Origin of the sequence: Paenibacillus nicotianae, from assembly GCF_042681745.1 — a bacterium.
Taxonomy (GTDB): Bacteria; Bacillota; Bacilli; order Paenibacillales; family Paenibacillaceae; genus Saccharibacillus; species Saccharibacillus nicotianae.
The window spans coordinates 1,937,452-1,954,328 of record NZ_JBHUGF010000010.1; the positions used below are offsets into that span (position 1 = coordinate 1,937,452).

Consider the following 16,877-nt stretch of genomic DNA (forward strand, 5'->3'; position numbering starts at 1 on the left):
TCTGGAAGTTCCTTTTTTGATAATAAATTAGCCTTCGATCAACAATGTTTCTGGATCTTCAAGCAATTCTTTTACTTTTACAAGGAAGCTTACTGCTTCACTACCATCAATAATACGGTGATCGTAAGACAATGCGATATACATCATCGGACGATTTTCCATACGTTCTGCATCGATTGCTACCGGACGAAGTTGGATTTTGTGCATACCCAGAATCGCTACTTGCGGTGCGTTCAAGATTGGCGTAGATAGCAAGGAACCAAATACACCACCATTAGTGATTGTAAATGTACCACCTTGCAGTTCAGACAATCCTAATGTGTTTGAACGTGCTTTGGAAGCTAGAGTTGCGATTTCTTTTTCGATTTGTGCAAAACCTAGACGGTCTGCATCACGAACTACAGGAACCACAAGACCTTCTTTAGCCGATACTGCAATACCGATATCATAGAATTTCTTCACAATTACATCATCGCCATCGATCTCAGCGTTGACCATAGGGAATTTTTTAAGCGCCCCTACAACTGCTTTGGTGAAGAAAGACATAAATCCTAAACCTACATCGTATTTCTCTTTGAAAGCATCTTTACGACGTTTACGAACGTCTAAGATTGCTGTCATATCCACTTCATTAAACGTGGTTAACATTGCAGCATTGTGTTGAGCTTCTACCAAACGATTTGCAATCGTACGACGACGACGTGACATCGGTTGGCGATCTGCTGGCTTCGCAGGATTGCTTTCAACAGGTTTTTTAGCAGGAGCATTTTCAGACTTCGGAGGTGGAACTGGTTTGTCACCATGTTTGCGTACATCGTCTGGATTGACTCTGCCGATCGGATCGTTACTTTGAACAGATCCTAGATCAATTCCACGCTCACGAGCTAACTTGCGAGCTGCTGGTGTACCGATAGCATCTCCATTGTCTGGTTTGCTTGTTACAGCATTCGTAGATTTATCTGTTGTTTTTTCAGCAACAGGTTCAGAACCTTTAGCTGGATAGTTGATCGTTACTACATCATCTGATTTGCTTTCAGGCTTGGATTCTGGAACAGGTTTGGATTCAGAAGCAGCAGGTTTGCTACTTCCACTTCCAGCGCCAATTACACCTACAGATTCACCGACTTGTACGGTTTCGCCTTCTTGCTTGGTGATTGACTCTACAACTCCATCTTCTTCAGCACTGATTTCCAAGTTGACTTTATCTGTCTCAAGCTCAAGAAGTACATCACCTTGACTGACAGTGTCCCCTTCTTTCACAACCCATTTTGATACCGTTCCTTCGGTTATAGACTCGCCCATTTCGGGTACTTTAATTTCACTCACAGCCGACTACCTCCCAGGGATATGTTGTTCTGTAAAGAATTTTGTTTGAGTGCTAATCCTAGTATACGTTGTTGTTCGATGGCGTGAATATGTTGATAACCACTCGCCGGGCTAGAACGTTCTGGACGACCGATATAACTTACCGCTACACCTTCTTGTGCTAAATCGCGCAAGCGTGCATCTGTATATCTCCAGTATCCCATATTTTGCGGTTCTTCTTGTAACCAAATAATTTCTTGTAAGTTTGTAAATTCTGCAAGTACAGCATTGATTTCTTCTTTCGGGAATGGATACAGTTGTTCTACACGAATCACATGTAACCAGGAATAATCTTCTTCTTTGTTTTTATCCAAAGCTTCTTCCAGATCGATTGCCACTTTACCCGTACAAAGAATCACTCGTTCTACAGCATTCTTTTTATCGCCCAACCCTTTTTGTTGCAAAATCGGTTGGAATGTTCCTTCGTTGAACTCCTCAGGTGAGGAAGCTACACGCGGATTACGAATTAGACTTTTCGGTGCCATCACGACTAATGGACGTACAGTTTCTTCCTGAGTACTACGTGCCTGACGGCGAAGTAGATGGAAGTATTGTGACGCAGAAGTCAGATTGGCTACAGTAAAGTTATCTTCGGCTGCCAATTGCAAGAAGCGTTCTGGACGAGCACTGGAGTGCTCAGGCCCCATACCTTCATGACCATGTGGCAACAACATCACAAGACTGGATTTTTGCGTCCATTTACTACGTCCAGCCGAGATAAACTGGTCAATAATAACTTGGGCTGCATTGGTGAAATCACCGTATTGTGCTTCCCAGATCACTAATGTCTCCGGCGCATACACATTGTATCCATATTCAAATCCAAGTACTGAAGCTTCAGACAATGGACTGTTATGAATAGCGAATGAAGCTTTTGCTTCGGGTAGACGATGTAACGGACAGAAAGGTTCACCTGTCTGAGCATCATGCAATACCAGATTACGATGAGCAAATGTAGCACGTTCTACATCTTGTCCGGTAATCCGAATAGGCTTTCCGTCTGCTAAGATCGAAGCAAATGCCAGTGTTTCAGCATGTCCCCAATCGACTTTGCCTTCTGGGTTTAGTGCAGTTGCACGGCGTTCCAGAATACGTTGTAATTTAGGATATACATTAAAGTTCTCCGGCCATTTCAGTAGTCCGTCGTTAATCGTCTGCAATAGACTCGCAGAGACTCCTGTAGAAGCTTCAGGCGCTTTGCTATCTGCTTCTAAACGATTTATCGGTGCATTGGAATCTTCGGTATGATCTGTTTTCACTTCTTCATAGATCGATTTTAGATGATCTTGGATTTCTGTTTTAAACTGTTCATATCGTTTGTCATCAACAACACCTTGTTGTGCCAGTTTGTTACCGTAAAGTGAAGCTACACGAAGGTGATTTTTCACTTTGCTATACATAATTGGTTGAGTAGTCTCAGGATCGTCAGTTTCATTATGACCATAACGACGATATCCAATAAGATCAATCAAGAAATCTTTTTTAAATAAGTTACGATATTCAGTCGCCATCGCTACAGCACGTAGACAAGCTTCTGGATCATCTGCGTTCACATGGATAATCGGAATTTCATATCCTTTAGCAAGGTCACTTGCATAATGAGTAGAACGTGAATCTCCGCTGTCTGTCGTGAAGCCTAGACGGTTATTAACAATAATATGAATGGTACCGCCATTTTGGTAACCTGTTAGCTGATTAAAGTTAAGCGTCTCTGCAACAATACCTTCACCTGCAAATGCGGCATCACCATGCATGATGATTGCTGCTGCTTTGTCAGGGTCCTGGCGTGGATAACCTTTGTCTGTACGATCATCCTGTGCAGCACGTGTAAAGCCTTCAACCACCGGGTTAACATATTCCAAGTGACTTGGATTATTTGCCAGTGTCAAACGGGTTTCAAAGCTTTGTCCTTCTGGAGTTACAGAGCGGTGTGCACCTAAATGGTACTTCACATCACCTGTCCAACCAAAAGTAACACCCATCGAGCCTTCAGAAGGCATTGTATCTTTGTTCGGTGAATGATGGAACTCGGAGAAGATCTTACTGTATGGCTTACCAAGAACATGAGCCAGTACATTTAGACGACCACGATGTGCCATTCCCATCAGTACGTGTCTTGCTCCACTACGGGCAGCTATACGTACAATCGAATCTAACATCGGTACAAGGACATCATTACCTTCGATTGAAAAGCGTTTTTGTCCAATAAATGTACGATGCAAAAATTCTTCAAATTGTTCGACTTCAACTAGACGTTTGAACAATTCAATACGTTCTTCATCATCTAACGAAAGTGTAGATGAACCTGTTTCTACCTGACGGTTAAGCCAGTTCCGTTCTTTTTCATCATGTACATGTGCAAATTCATAAGCCAGTGGACCTGTATACTTCTTACGCAACAATTGGATAGCTTCCCATCCGTCTTTTGCTTCTGGAGGTGCATTTTCCCAGATCAATGATGCTGGTAGTTGTGCCAGGTCACGTTGTCCCAGTCCGTATTGCTCTGGATCTAGTAAGCGAACATCAGTCGCTGTACTTAGTCCAAGCGGATCAATATCCGCTGCCAGATGCCCGTATGTACGGATATTCCATACTAAACGTTCGGCTGCAACCGCTTTCTTCAACAAATTAGTGTCTACTTTAGCTGGTGTTTCTGTACTACTTACCACTGATTGACCAGATGATACGGTAACAGGAGCAACAGGCTCTCCATAACGTTCAAAAAGTTCACGGTATCCTTCATCTACAGAATTCGGATCTTGTTTGTACAGTTCATATTGTTCTTGTACATACCCCAAATTGGGTCCGTAATACGATTCCCACAGCCATGGTTGGTTTGATTCGTCGATAGTCATCGAGGATTCCCTCCGTCTTGAATTTTTTGTGAATATATTTGTGACGGAATTGCAACATATTTAATTATACCTCTATATGATTGATCACAAAATAGTCTAAAAGTAGACTATGAACGAGTAAAACGTCTGTTTTTCAAGAAAACGTTTTCTCTCGCTGCACATAAAGAGTTATTCAGGTTTTTTAGCCCTTTTACGGCTATTTTTAATCCAAATACAGGAAAACAGAGATTTTGAGAATAGATATATCGCATTTTGTATATATCATTCTGCATATTCTAGTTGAATACTGAGCAGTGCATGCCCCCTCATTCGTACTAAATTACTCTTTACTCTTCCCATTCTACAATACATAGGTATGAATTTCCAATTTAAATGCTTACTATTTTTACCCAAATCTTCCTAAGATTGATTTCAAGCCAAAAAGGACATATGAAAAAGTGTCACCACCGCTTCACATATCCTTCTTTTTTTGTTCACTTTTTGAGTAATTTATAGTTACGATGTTGTGATACGCATCATATCAATATGAGGAATATCGTCTTCTAAATACATTTCTGAGATCGGTTCAAATCCATAACTATTATAAAATTTTTCTAAATAATGCTGAGCTTGAATTTTGATTTTATCTTCTTTCAATTCATCCTGAATAAATTCAATACTTTTGCGAAATAGCTCCTGCGCTAATCCTTTGCCACGATATTCACGCTTGACAATCACTCGACCGATCGAAGCTTCTGGATAAGCTACACCTGCAGGAAGAAGTCTTGAATACGCTACAATCTCTCCATCTTCCTCTTTATACAAATGATAGCTAGCTAGATCTTTTCCATCCACTTCTTGATAAGGGCAACTCTGTTCTACAACAAAAATAGCTGTTCGCTCTTGTAAAATCCGATAGACTTCGATAGATGTTAATTCATCAAACTTTTTAATATACCAGCTCATTGATTCTCTCCTTAGTATTTATCTTTTTATTTTAACTTCAATTTAAATTATAAATGACGATAATAATAATTAGATTACTTTACTTACTTAATAATCTTTTTAAATAATTAGTCCATTAGGAGGAACTCGAATGAACGTTTGGAGTAAAGCTTTATGTTTATCGACTTCAATCACAATATGCGCTTCATTATTGGCATTTTCATCTACTCCACTTTATGCTGCCAAATATAAAAAAGCGCCAACAAAGATCAGTTCTTCAGCGATTACTAAGCTTACTTTAGCAAATATGCCCAGTAATTATAAATCCTCTATTGAATGGGTTTGGAATAATCGTATGGTCAAAGAAGGTTCGACACTTCGTAAAAATTTGATTTTCGACCAAATTTTCGCAGGTAAAGGAACTTTAAATTATGTGGTACGCTGGCAATCTAACAAAAACGTAACGTTGGAACAACGTAAGCAAATCGAAAGTATGTTAAGTCGACAAGTAAATCACTGGAATGCACTATTAGTAGGCTATGAAAACTGGCCGTATGCTTCTATCAAAGTCAAAGTTGTCGGTTGGGCTTGCGTCAATCCTGCTCTGATTTTAAATAAACAACCTAATGAAATAGTATATACCGATTATATTACAGATGGCTTAAATGCAACAGACTCTACAATTCCAGTTAAATTACCGGTTGCTCCAGATCCTCTATCCCGTTTTGAACATTTTACTGAATCTCAATATGCATACCCTGGCGGTATAGATAAACGATTCGATATGTATCTATGGGGAACAACGAACTTTGGTGGTGGAGCTGGTGGTGATTGGGGACAACGTATGTCCGATGATTATATTTTAAGTATTTTAAATGCTGATCAAGATGAAATCATGGAACATGAACTCGGTCACGGGTTTGGTTTTCCTGACTTTTATGAAGAACAAGACCGTCCACCAGGTGGATTCCCAGACAAAACACTGATGTGGGTAGGTAGCTCCATAACAATCACCAACTGGGATGCGTGGTTACTACGCTATACATGGAGTCAGCTTCGCCAAGATACCAGTCGCTTCCCTCTTATCCGATAATAATGATCTATAGAAACATATAACTATAGTATAAATAGCTCTGATCTATCCAATAATGCAACTTGTTTCAAGTCAGCATCACGAATAGACAGAGCTATTTATAGTTTGTTTATGATTTTATGCTTACATCTGCTTCGATCTATTTAAGCAAGATCGATGTGACGTATTAACCCATAATCACTTTAACTTCATGTTCTTTGCCATCACGGAAGTCTGGTAAGATGTTACCTTCGATCACTTTGCCATCGACTTTAATTTCTTTAATACCACGAGCTACACCTGCTGCATTATCTACATGTAGATTATACGTAGCTCCGCGGAAAGCACGACGATAAGTGAACTCTTTCCAATCTTTTGGAATACTTGGATCTACGAGCAATCCTTCATTTTCAGCACGTACACCTAGAATCCAGTTGGTTGCCATACGTTGTAACCATTGAGAAGAACCAGTATACCACGTCCAACCACCACGGCCATAGTTAGGTGAGATTGGGCCATCAGAGTTACCAGGTGTTACATACGGCTCGCCTACATAACCATTTGGATCGTCAGAACGGTTAGGAGGACAGATTTTGCTGTATGCTTCGTATGCTTTTTCCGGTTGACCGATCAAGGTGTACGCCCATACTGCCCATGTAGCAGCATGTGTGTAGACACCACCATTTTCACGTAGACCTGGAGCATAACGAGTAATATAACCGATATCACGACGCACTTTAGTATATGCAGGGTATAGAAGCAATGCACCATGATCGCGCAGTAGATGTTTGCTTACACTATCCATTGCTTGTTGTCCACGTTCTTGATCAGCTACACCCGAAATAACAGCCCACATTTGTGGATTCAAGAAGATTTGACCTTCTTCGTTTTCTTTTGATCCTACTTTTAAGCCATCATCGTTGGTCGCTTGTAGATACCACTCGCCATCCCAACCATATTTGTTCAATGCTGCTTTTAAGCTTCCTTGTACTTCAACCATTTTATCTGCAAAGACTTGATTGCCACGTTTGGCTGCTACCGGTGCAAAGTTACCTAGAATAAGGTATAAGAACTCACCTACCCAGAAGCTTTCACCTCTCCATTCGTAACCGATTGCACTTAGACCATCATTCCAGTCATGTTCACCCATCAACGGAACACCGCGCGGGCTAAAGCGTAAGAATGTTTTCTCAATCGCTAATTTACAATGCTCATATACTGTAGCTTCTCCACCATCAAGGAACGGAGTGACTTCATCCAAGATATCGTAATCTTGTGTTTCTTTCAGATACGCATCCATAATGAACGGAAGCCATAGCAAGTCATCAGAACAACGTGTACGAGGACCGCCACCACGAATCGTGAACCACCAGTGAAGTACATCGCCTTCTTGGAATTGTTGAGAAGCATGCATCAGAATTTGTTTGCGCATCAATTCTGGTTTGCTTGTTAAAAAGATTTGAGAATCTTGTAATTGGTCACGATATCCATACCCTGCACTTGTTTGATAGTATGCTGTTTTACCCCATAGACGACAGGAGATCGATTGATACTTCAACCATACGTTAGTCATAATATTCATTGCTGGATCAGGAGTGTGAATTTCTTCAACATCAATCAATTCACTCCAGAACGCATGTACATCTTGAAGGGTACGTTCTGCTGCTTCTACAGTAGTATATTTTTGGATCAAAGCATCTGCATCTTCTTTTTCTTGCTCGGCTGCACCAATCGTAAATACAACCGTATGTGAAGCGCCTGCTTCCAAGTTAATCGCTACACGTAAAGAAGCTGTAGCATCTCCAAAGCGTCCACTGTTACCTGCTAATTCTTTATCAATCATTGCTTGTGGACGAGATTCTTCGCCATACATACCCACAAATGATTCTTTATCTGCATCAAAAGAAGATGGTGTTTCACTTGCCGCATGGAACGCTGTATAAGGCCAGCTTACATTGTTACTGCGTCCTTTTTCATCTGGGAAGCTCCATAAGTATTTTTCAAGCTGAATCGCGTTCAGATCTTGTTTATATTCAGAGTTCATAAAGATTTTGTGGAATTCACGATGCTCATCCGGTGCAAAACCTGGAGCCCATTCAAAATAAGTCGTTGCATCCAATTCACGTGCTGTTGTGCTGTTATTAGTCACTTTGAGTTGCATAATTTCAAGCGGTGCATCAGGAGCTACAAATACTGTTAACTCACTGCGAATACCGTCTACTTGTTGCGTAAATACGCTATAACCAATACCATGACGTACTTCATAAAATTCATACTCAGCCATAACCGGTTTCCAGCCTGCTGACCAGAACTTGCCTGAATTGCGATCACGTAGATAAATAAATTTACCCCATGAATCTTTGATTACATCTTGGAAAAGACGAGTGATACGGTTCTGACCTGCATTACCACGCCAAGAACAACCGCCACCTGCTTGCGATACCATAAAGGAATAATCGCCGTTACTGATAATATTACTCCACGGACGTGGTGTACGTGGATTGGTAATCACATATTCACGACCATTTTCTGTAAAATAACCATATTCATTTTGGAAAAGTCCTGTTTGCTGTGTTTGATTTTGTATCGTTGACATTCAATATCCCTCCAAAAAGTAAACTTATATTCTATCCAAAATACGTTCTCGTGGAACGACTTGTCTCTAGTTCTACTACATGATGTTGTGGTGCACTCAGGTATGAAATTACTTCATACCTGAAATGGTGTATCCTTCGATAATATGACGCTGCATAAAGATAAACAGAATAACAATCGGCACAACCATGAATGAAGCACCTGCCATCTGAATCGCAAAGTCACCACCGTATTGACCTTTCAACAATGATAATCCAACTGATAACGTGTATAGATTTTCATCATTGGCAATAATCAACGGCCATAGGAAACTGTTCCAACCGCCGATAAAAGTCAAAATCCCTTGTACTGCAAAGATTGGTTTTGCAATCGGAATAACCAATTGGAAAAATGTACGTAGCTCACTAGCTCCATCTAATCGTGCTGCTTCGATCAAGTCAGCCGGAATAGTCGTCATAAACTGACGGAACAAGAAAATACCAAACGCATTAACCATACCTGGCAACACAATCCCTGCCATCGTATTTGTTAGGTTCATCTGATTAAGTAACAGATACACTGGAATCATAGTTACTTGAGAAGGAATCATCATTGTTCCTAATACAAGGTAGTACAGAACATTACGACCTGGAAATTCAAACTTAGCAAACGCATATCCTGCTGCCGCATTTAAAAATAGACCGATAAAAGAGAAAAATACGATAACTAATGTGTTCCACAAATAGGTCGCAAATCTCATTTCTGTAAATAGACGTACATAGTTCTCAAGCGTAGCTTGTTGTGGCCAGAATTTTGGCGTTAAGGCTACTACTTCACTTTCTGGTTTGAAGGATGCAAGAATCATCCATACAAAAGGGATACACATCGCTATACTACCGAGAAGTAGAAGCGTAATCACTATCGTTTTATAGACCGGTTTGACTTGAATATCCATTTTGGAACCTCCCTTCATACTTTGTTCTGTGTTTACATTGATCTCCAGAACTTAGTATTCTACATCGCTGTCTTTTTTACGTACTTTAAACTGGATCATAGTTACAAGAATAATGATGGCAAATAGAACAATCGAACCTGCTGCTGCATAACCAAAGTTATTGCGTTGGAACCCTGTGTTGTAGATAAACAATGCCATAGACATCGTACTGTTAATTGGACCACCTTTGGTCATAACAAGCGGCTCTTCAAAAAATTGAATCCAGCCGATTAGTGTTGTAATCGATACGAAAAAAGTAGCAAAGCTCAGTAAAGGAACCGTAATCTTGGTCAACTGTTCCCAGCGACTTGCTCCATCAATCTGAGCAGCTTCATAATACGTACGCGGAATCCCTTGTAATGCTGCTAAGAAAATGATCATATTCAGACCGATCGCTTTCCATACCGCCATAATAATCAGTGAGAACTTAGCAATCACCGGATCTTGTAACCAGCTCACAGGATCAATCCCGATAAAGCCTAACATCTGGTTAATCAGACCGTATTGTGAGTTGTACAAATAGCCCCAGATTACCGCTACAGCTACAATATTCGTAATTGAAGGCATATAGTAAATTACGCGGAAAGATTTGAAAAGCCAACTGGTTCCTTGATTAATCAAAATCGCAATTGCCATCGAAATAATAACAACTGAAGGAACACCAACAACTACAAAAATAAGAGTGTTAAACATTGACTTCTGGAATGTAGCATCCGAGAACAATCGAACAAAGTTATCAAATCCATTAAATTTGATATTCGAGAAGTCTGCCAATCCTGATAAGTTCATGTTGGTAAAACTAATAAAAATAGCGATAAAGATAGGAATAAATGAAAACAAAAACAAAATAATTAGCGTAGGTGCTATAAACAAATATGGATATTTATATTTGTTTAATTTTTGCAAAGCGTTTTGCATATTGGATTCCCTCCTTCACAGAAGTTTTGACGTTCTGATATGCTATCGTTCTCTTCCAGATTCATACTAATCTATTAGAAGATCAGAGTATGAATCTGGTGAGAATGATAGTTGATGTAGACACTGTTGTTGCAGGATTTTACTCAGCTAGCAAACTATCTGCGCCTGTGTTCACTTCTTCCATCTGCTCTTTGATATCTGCTCCACCGATTGTAATTTGTTGTAGAGCAGCTTTGATCAAGTCACCGATAGATTCCCATGATTTCACAAATGGAGAAGGACGTGCTGTATCTAATTGATCACGGAATGTTTGAACAATAGGTTTGTTGTTAAACACTTCGTTATCCCAAGCTTTCATGTTGGCAGGTAGATCCTGATCATGTTTATATTTAGCAACTTGTGTTTCAGGATCACTCATGAAAGCAATAAATTTAGCGGCATCGTCTTTATTGGTTGCGCTACTGAATACACTCCAGTTTGATCCACCAAGAATAGAAGCGCTTTTGCCACCTTCTTCTTTAGGAGGAATAATCGCTGTTGCCCATTGATCTGCTTTTAGATCAGGCAGATCGGTTTTGATCTGATTTGCAGACCACGGACCACTGACAAACATCGGAATTAATCCTTGACCAAATGAAGGTAACAATTTGATATCGCTCTGATTAGGTGTTAATCCTTCTTTGAAAAAGCTTGTCAAATACTCAATCGTTTCGATATAAGCAGGTTGGTTAAATTGTGCTTTGTTATCACTGCTAATGACTTCACTCCCATTTTCCCAAGCATACGGAAGAGTAAAAGCTGCATCTTGAGTATCTAACAAAATACCGTATTTCCCTTTGCTTTTATCTGTTAATTTGGTAGCTGCATCTTTCAGTTCAGCCCAATCTTTCGGAGCTTCGTTATAACCTACTTGTTTCAACAAATCTGTGCGGTAGAACAGAACGCGAGTCTCCAAATACCACGGAATACCGACTAATTGGTCATTGACCTTCATCGTTTCTTGAGCACCTTTGAAAAAGTTCTCAGGTTTGAGATTCGGAAATTCTTCTGTATATGGAGTCAGATCAAGCAATGCTCCGGCATCAGCAAATTCTGGAATCCATGTCGTACCCATTTGGATAACATCCGGCCCTTTTTTGGAAGCAACCGCAGTGAGCAATTTATCATGAGCGTTATCCCATGGAATAAACTGCGTTTCTACTTTGATGTCTGGATATTTTTTTTCAAAAGCAGGGATTAGTGTCGAAATCGCATTGTCTTCTCCACCCATTCCCCATACTTTCAATACACGTTTACCGTCTGATGTTGTGGTCACGCCTGCTTCTTCTTTACTTCCACACGCTGCTAATACTAATGAACTGATCAGTAACAATACCAACATTGATTTCCACATTTTAAACATTCATTTCACCCCGTTAGTTTAGTAAAGGCATATGAATCTTTGGCAAAGGATACTACACGAATTTGCAAAGCTTATACGGGCAGCACCTCTGCCCTGTGGATATCATGAGATTAGTTGGCTAATAAGTCATCAGCCTGGCTGTTCACCTGATCCATTTGTTCTTGAACATCAGCACCACCGATAGTGATTTCTTGCATAGCTGCTTTGATCAGATCTGCAATACTTTCCCAAGGTTTTACAAAAGGTGCTGGACGTGCTGTATCCATTTGTGTACGGAACGTTTGGATATCTTTGTTAGATGCAAGTGATTTGTCTTCCCATGCTTTAGTTGTAGAAGGTAAATCTTTAGTTAATTCATACCATTTCACTTGTACTTCTGGTTCATTCATATACGAAATGAATTTAGCTGCATCATCTTTATTCGTAGCACTACTGAATACAGATAGACTTGATCCACCTAGGATAGAAGCACTTTTACCGCTTTCATCTTTAGCAGGAATCGTAACTGTTCCCCATTGATCGTCTTTTAGATCAGGCAATTCATCTTTGATCTGTTGCACTGACCACGGTCCGCTAATAAACATAGGAATAATACCTTCACCAAACGATGGTAGAAGTTTTAAATCAACTTGCGAAGGTGCTAATTTTTCAGTAAAGAAACTGCTCAAATATTTGACAGCATCCACATATGGAGGTTGGTTAAATTGAGCTTTGTTATCGCTACCAATTACTTCACTACCATTTTCCCAAGCGAATGGAAGTGTGAATACTTGATCCTGGCTGTCTAGCAAAATACCATAATTGCCATTTCCTCTAGCTGCCAATTTAGTTGCTGCATCTTTCAATTCTGTCCATGTTTTCGGTGGTTCGTTATAACCTACTTCTTTGAGTAGATCTGCACGATAGAACAATACGCGAGTATCGATGTACCACGGAATCCCTACAAGTTGATCATTGTATGTCATCGTTTGTTGAGCGCCTTTGAAGAAATTATCGACTTTCAGATTCGGATATTTGTCTGTGTATGAAGATAAATCTAGCAAAGCTCCAGCATCTGCAAATTCTGGAATCCAACCCAATCCCATTTGCACAACATCAGGCCCTTTTTTGGAAGCAACTGCTGTTAGCAATTTATCATGAGCGTTATCCCAAGGAATCGCTTGTACTTCGACTTTGATATCAGGATTCGCTTTTTCAAAATCAGGTACGATTTTAGAAAGAGCTGTACCTTCCGCACCCATTCCCCATACTTTTAGAACGCGCTTACCATCTGATGTTGTTGCAGCCGCTTCTTCTTTGTTGCCACATGCTGACAAGATCAGAGAAAAGATCAACATACAAGCTACAACGGTTTTCCATGTTTTTGTCATTCAATTCACCTCGTTATTATTATAGAGAATGCTTACAATCGGTATTGCTTGTAATGAATCAGTTGTAACTGACTTATAAAGGAGAACGTACCGTACCACGCGAAACCAATTCAGTATCCAGTTTGTACTGTGGACTAACCGTTTCTCCTTTTAAAATCTGAAAAATCAGATGTACAGCCAATGCCCCTACTTCATAATCAGGTTGACGTACTGTTGTTAAAGACGGTGTCAAAAACCGCGCTTGGACAATATCATCAAAACCAATCACTGATATATCATCAGGAACAACAATCCCCGCTTCATTCAAAGCTGTTATTCCTCCTAATGCCATTTCATCATTTGCAAAAAAGACAGCCTCTGGAATTTCGCCTTGTGCAATCATTAATTTGACTGCGCGGTAACCACCTTCTTCGGTAAAGTTACCTATCAGATTCCAACGTGGTTCAATCGTTAATCCATGTTTGTTCATCGCTTGTACAAACCCGTTATAACGGTCTTTATTATGCTTACTGCTTGCCGGCCCGGATACATAAGCAATTTTGCGATGACCAGCTTCGATTAAATGTTCGGTAGCTAAAATACCACCTTTTTCATTATCTGCTTCGACATAGCAGACACTTTCATGCTCTAATCTTCGATCTAACATCACGATAGGGAATCCTTCACGAGCCGATTCCAAAATCGTACGATCTGGAATATTATGAGCAAGGATAATAGCACCATCTACCCTTTTCTCTTTAATAAATTTGACCGCTGTTGATGATTCTCCACCAATCGAGCTACAAGCAATTAAGTCGTATCCGTTGTTAAGGCTTACTTCTTGCACGCCTTTAATCAACCTAGAGTAGTATGGACCAGACAAATCACTTAACAATAAAGCAATCGTATTTGTTTTGGAGCGCTTCAGATCAGAAGCAATTCCATTCTTCTGATAATTTAACTGTTTAGCAGCAACAATCACTTTATCGCGTGTCTTAGGACTAACTCTTCCGATTCCATTTAGCGCATAGGACGCAGTCGATACTGCGACACCTGCTAAAGCGGCTACATCCTTGATCGTTGCTCCCATTGACTTCCCCCCTGGTGTTAATTAGCTAATCGAAACGTTTCGATAAAATCATAAAAAAATGATTTACCCTTTTCTATCCATACTAGAAACAAAGGGATTAAAAAATGGATTTTTATGGATTTTAAGCTAAAAAAGCTAATTTTATACGGCTTATTCACTAATTATTAATGTATTCTGTATAAAATTCATCATGTAGAGTTTTATATCATTTTGTCGAAACGTTTCTACACGCTTATTATATATCTGCTTGTAACCGATTTCAATACCTTTTAAAATTTTTTTGTTATTTTGTCGAATGTAGTGGTGTGAATCGCGGGTTACACAAGGTGTATTTTCAATAAAGTCCAAATCGATCGATATGATCTTGTAGTCCTTCTTGTTTTAAAATACGTAATTGCTCTACTCCAAATAAATCAAAGTGTGGATAACGCTCACGAAAATGAATATAACGAGGGTTAAGCTGATGTTCTCTACACCAGTTTTGTAACTTTTCGATATCTGCACAACCTACTTTGGTCACTGTACGCATATTGGGAAATCGATCATCGATCCAATAATGAGTTAAAAAAGCGATTTGTCCATCACTTACTTGTTGTTTCCAGTGGTTTAATTGTGATCGATCTATACCAAATGCCATTATTTTCACCTTTCTTAGTCAAACATATATTGATTTAAAGTGTTAACGGAAATCATTGTAGCAAAAAAGATCAACTCTATTGTCAGCAGCTGATCGATTGCTTTATTCATTATGCTCTATTCAAACGCACACATGTGCTTACCTATTTTTCTCTTTTTCTTTTTCTTGCTCTTCTAGTTTTTTAGCCATTCCTTCAGGATACGCATTTTCACTAGACGACGAAGATTTAGTTGCATCTTTATCTTTTTCTTCTTTTTTCTCCATATTTAAATCTTCCATAGGCATAGGATCTACATTTTGCTCGGATTCAAAACGATCAAAAAGACTTTCGTTTTCAGTAGGATAATGTTCAGGATGATCACGCTTGCCTTGTTGTTCTTCAATTTTATCGTTTTTTCTTGGCTCAGTCATCATTAATCTCTCCTTTGGCTATATCTACATCGTACAAAGTATAGAATAAATAGTAGTTACTGTACTTTACCTCTCTACAAAAAATTGAAACAATTTCTTAATCCTTCTTATAACAATCCTAACCATTTCACATCAAAAAAACGCGCCTTCTAGCCGCTAGAAAGCGATCTACAAAGACGCGTTTTGGGATTATTTTATTATTAGATATAGACTGACCATACACATACAGGTTTGGAGACTTCTACACTTTTACCTGTGTATGTTAATTTACCTGTTGTAGCATCTACAGTGAACGTAACGATATTATTACCATCACGATTAGCTGCAAGCAAATAATTACCATTCGGTGTTAATGAGAAATGTCTTGGATGTCCACCTTCTGTAGATACGTGTTGTACTAGAGTTAATTGACCTGTTGCTTGATCAACTTCATATTGCACAATACTGTCATGCCCGCGGTTAGATCCGTAGACAAAGCGACCATCTTTCGAAATAGCAATTTCTGCACAACCATTTTCACCATCATAATCAGCCGGCAATGTGGAAATGCTATGAATTTCGCTTAATGTACCGTTGCTACCATCATACTCATATGCTGTTACCGTTGAATTTAACTCATTAATAACAAACGCATATTTTCCATTCGGATGGAATACAAGATGACGAGGTCCTGCACCTGGTGCAGTCACTTGCTCTGCTACACGCTCTAATTTACCTTCTGCTTGATCTAGTGCATATGTGTAAATACGATCCAATCCTAAATCCTGAACCAAAAGGTATTTTCCTGTAGGATCATAGAAGGAAGAATGAGGATGTGGACGATCTTGATTCGGATGTACACTATGTCCTTCATGTTGTTGTACATCTAATGATTCACCAATTTGACCATCTTCGCGAATCGCAAATAATCCTACCATACCCCCATGATAACTGGTTACACTCAAGTACTTACTATCGTCAGAACGCTGAATATGGCAAGTTGGTGCACCGACAGTATTCAGGCGATTCAATAAATGAATACTTCCTTTTGCAGGATCAATAGCAAAAGAAGAAGCTTCACCGATCTTGGTACCGTCAGAATAAGCAGCTTCACCAATGGCATACAATCGACCTGCTGGAGCATCGACGTTTAGAAATGTAGGATTTTTGAGTCCCATAAAAGCATCAGTCTGAGTAAGCTCACCTGTTGCTTCATCAAAACTGTATACATATACACCATTATCTGTTGATTCTGCGTAAGAGCCTGCAAATACAAGCAAGCGTTGATTCGTGTTAGTCATATGTGA

General features: G+C 39.5%; 13 protein-coding genes. 1 reads left to right on the forward strand and 12 read right to left on the reverse strand.

The annotated features are described in order from the left end of the window. Window positions 1–27: 27 nt before the first annotated feature. From odhB to ACFSGI_RS12560, 3 genes are all read right to left on the reverse strand, one after another. Window positions 28–1,326, reverse strand: coding sequence for a 2-oxoglutarate dehydrogenase complex dihydrolipoyllysine-residue succinyltransferase (gene odhB / locus ACFSGI_RS12550; protein ID WP_204824469.1), 1,299 nt, complete (start codon window positions 1,324–1,326; stop codon window positions 28–30). Beyond that, entirely contained in the window at window positions 1,323–4,220 is a 2,898-nt protein-coding gene (locus ACFSGI_RS12555) for a 2-oxoglutarate dehydrogenase E1 component (protein WP_204824470.1), read from the reverse strand. The genes odhB and ACFSGI_RS12555 overlap by 4 nt, the downstream gene beginning before the upstream one ends. Before the next feature lie 495 nt (window positions 4,221–4,715). Continuing rightward, window positions 4,716–5,165, reverse strand: a complete 450-nt coding sequence (locus tag ACFSGI_RS12560) for a GNAT family N-acetyltransferase (protein WP_204824471.1) — start codon at window positions 5,163–5,165, stop codon at window positions 4,716–4,718. Window positions 5,166–5,295: 130 nt separating this feature from the next. Here ACFSGI_RS12560 and ACFSGI_RS12565 point away from each other — a divergent pair, with 130 nt between their 5' ends. Then, window positions 5,296–6,237, forward strand: coding sequence for a dockerin (locus ACFSGI_RS12565; RefSeq protein ID WP_379283345.1), 942 nt, complete (start codon window positions 5,296–5,298; stop codon window positions 6,235–6,237). 166 nt (window positions 6,238–6,403) lie between these two features. Here ACFSGI_RS12565 and ACFSGI_RS12570 read toward each other — a convergent pair whose 3' ends face one another. From ACFSGI_RS12570 to ACFSGI_RS12610, 9 genes are all read right to left on the reverse strand, one after another. Next, window positions 6,404–8,812, reverse strand: coding sequence for a glycoside hydrolase family 94 protein (locus ACFSGI_RS12570; RefSeq protein ID WP_204824472.1), 2,409 nt, complete (start codon window positions 8,810–8,812; stop codon window positions 6,404–6,406). A 108-nt stretch (window positions 8,813–8,920) separates the two neighbouring features. After that, window positions 8,921–9,745, reverse strand: coding sequence for a carbohydrate ABC transporter permease (locus ACFSGI_RS12575; RefSeq protein WP_069325867.1), 825 nt, complete (start codon window positions 9,743–9,745; stop codon window positions 8,921–8,923). Between the two features lie 51 nt (window positions 9,746–9,796). After that, entirely contained in the window at window positions 9,797–10,702 is a 906-nt protein-coding gene (locus ACFSGI_RS12580; protein ID WP_204824473.1) for a carbohydrate ABC transporter permease, read from the reverse strand. A gap of 139 nt (window positions 10,703–10,841) precedes the next feature. Next, window positions 10,842–12,104 carry a sugar ABC transporter substrate-binding protein gene (locus ACFSGI_RS12585; RefSeq protein WP_204824474.1) on the reverse strand — a complete coding sequence of 421 codons (1,263 nt, stop codon included), beginning with the start codon at window positions 12,102–12,104 and terminating at the stop codon, window positions 10,842–10,844. Window positions 12,105–12,214: 110 nt separating this feature from the next. Beyond that, complete coding sequence (locus ACFSGI_RS12590; RefSeq protein WP_204824475.1) at window positions 12,215–13,474, reverse strand: sugar ABC transporter substrate-binding protein; 1,260 nt, start codon at window positions 13,472–13,474, stop codon at window positions 12,215–12,217. A gap of 73 nt (window positions 13,475–13,547) precedes the next feature. Further along, window positions 13,548–14,543, reverse strand: a complete 996-nt coding sequence (locus ACFSGI_RS12595; protein ID WP_204824476.1) for a LacI family DNA-binding transcriptional regulator — start codon at window positions 14,541–14,543, stop codon at window positions 13,548–13,550. A 334-nt stretch (window positions 14,544–14,877) separates the two neighbouring features. Next, complete coding sequence (locus tag ACFSGI_RS12600; protein ID WP_204824477.1) at window positions 14,878–15,180, reverse strand: hypothetical protein; 303 nt, start codon at window positions 15,178–15,180, stop codon at window positions 14,878–14,880. A gap of 138 nt (window positions 15,181–15,318) precedes the next feature. Continuing rightward, window positions 15,319–15,591, reverse strand: a complete 273-nt coding sequence (locus ACFSGI_RS12605; protein ID WP_204824478.1) for a hypothetical protein — start codon at window positions 15,589–15,591, stop codon at window positions 15,319–15,321. 200 nt (window positions 15,592–15,791) lie between these two features. After that, a complete protein-coding gene (locus tag ACFSGI_RS12610; protein ID WP_204824479.1) occupies window positions 15,792–16,871 on the reverse strand; it encodes a lactonase family protein in 1,080 nt (359 codons plus the stop codon). Between the last annotated feature and the right edge of the window lie 6 nt (window positions 16,872–16,877).

What these genes read in the sequence shown, in the direction of transcription:
- ACFSGI_RS12555 (WP_204824470.1), bottom strand. Translation starts at nt 4,220, where the DNA reads ATGACTATCGACGAATCAAACCAACCATGGCTGTGGGAATCGTATTAC.
- ACFSGI_RS12560 (WP_204824471.1), bottom strand. Translation starts at nt 5,165, where the DNA reads ATGAGCTGGTATATTAAAAAGTTTGATGAATTAACATCTATCGAAGTC.
- ACFSGI_RS12565 (WP_379283345.1), top strand. Translation starts at nt 5,296, where the DNA reads ATGAACGTTTGGAGTAAAGCTTTATGTTTATCGACTTCAATCACAATA.
- ACFSGI_RS12570 (WP_204824472.1), bottom strand. Translation starts at nt 8,812, where the DNA reads ATGTCAACGATACAAAATCAAACACAGCAAACAGGACTTTTCCAAAAT.
- ACFSGI_RS12575 (WP_069325867.1), bottom strand. Translation starts at nt 9,745, where the DNA reads ATGGATATTCAAGTCAAACCGGTCTATAAAACGATAGTGATTACGCTT.
- ACFSGI_RS12580 (WP_204824473.1), bottom strand. Translation starts at nt 10,702, where the DNA reads ATGCAAAACGCTTTGCAAAAATTAAACAAATATAAATATCCATATTTG.
- ACFSGI_RS12585 (WP_204824474.1), bottom strand. Translation starts at nt 12,104, where the DNA reads ATGTTTAAAATGTGGAAATCAATGTTGGTATTGTTACTGATCAGTTCA.
- ACFSGI_RS12590 (WP_204824475.1), bottom strand. Translation starts at nt 13,474, where the DNA reads ATGACAAAAACATGGAAAACCGTTGTAGCTTGTATGTTGATCTTTTCT.
- ACFSGI_RS12595 (WP_204824476.1), bottom strand. Translation starts at nt 14,543, where the DNA reads ATGGGAGCAACGATCAAGGATGTAGCCGCTTTAGCAGGTGTCGCAGTA.
- ACFSGI_RS12600 (WP_204824477.1), bottom strand. Translation starts at nt 15,180, where the DNA reads ATGGCATTTGGTATAGATCGATCACAATTAAACCACTGGAAACAACAA.
- ACFSGI_RS12605 (WP_204824478.1), bottom strand. Translation starts at nt 15,591, where the DNA reads ATGACTGAGCCAAGAAAAAACGATAAAATTGAAGAACAACAAGGCAAG.
- ACFSGI_RS12610 (WP_204824479.1), bottom strand. Translation starts at nt 16,871, where the DNA reads ATGACTAACACGAATCAACGCTTGCTTGTATTTGCAGGCTCTTACGCA.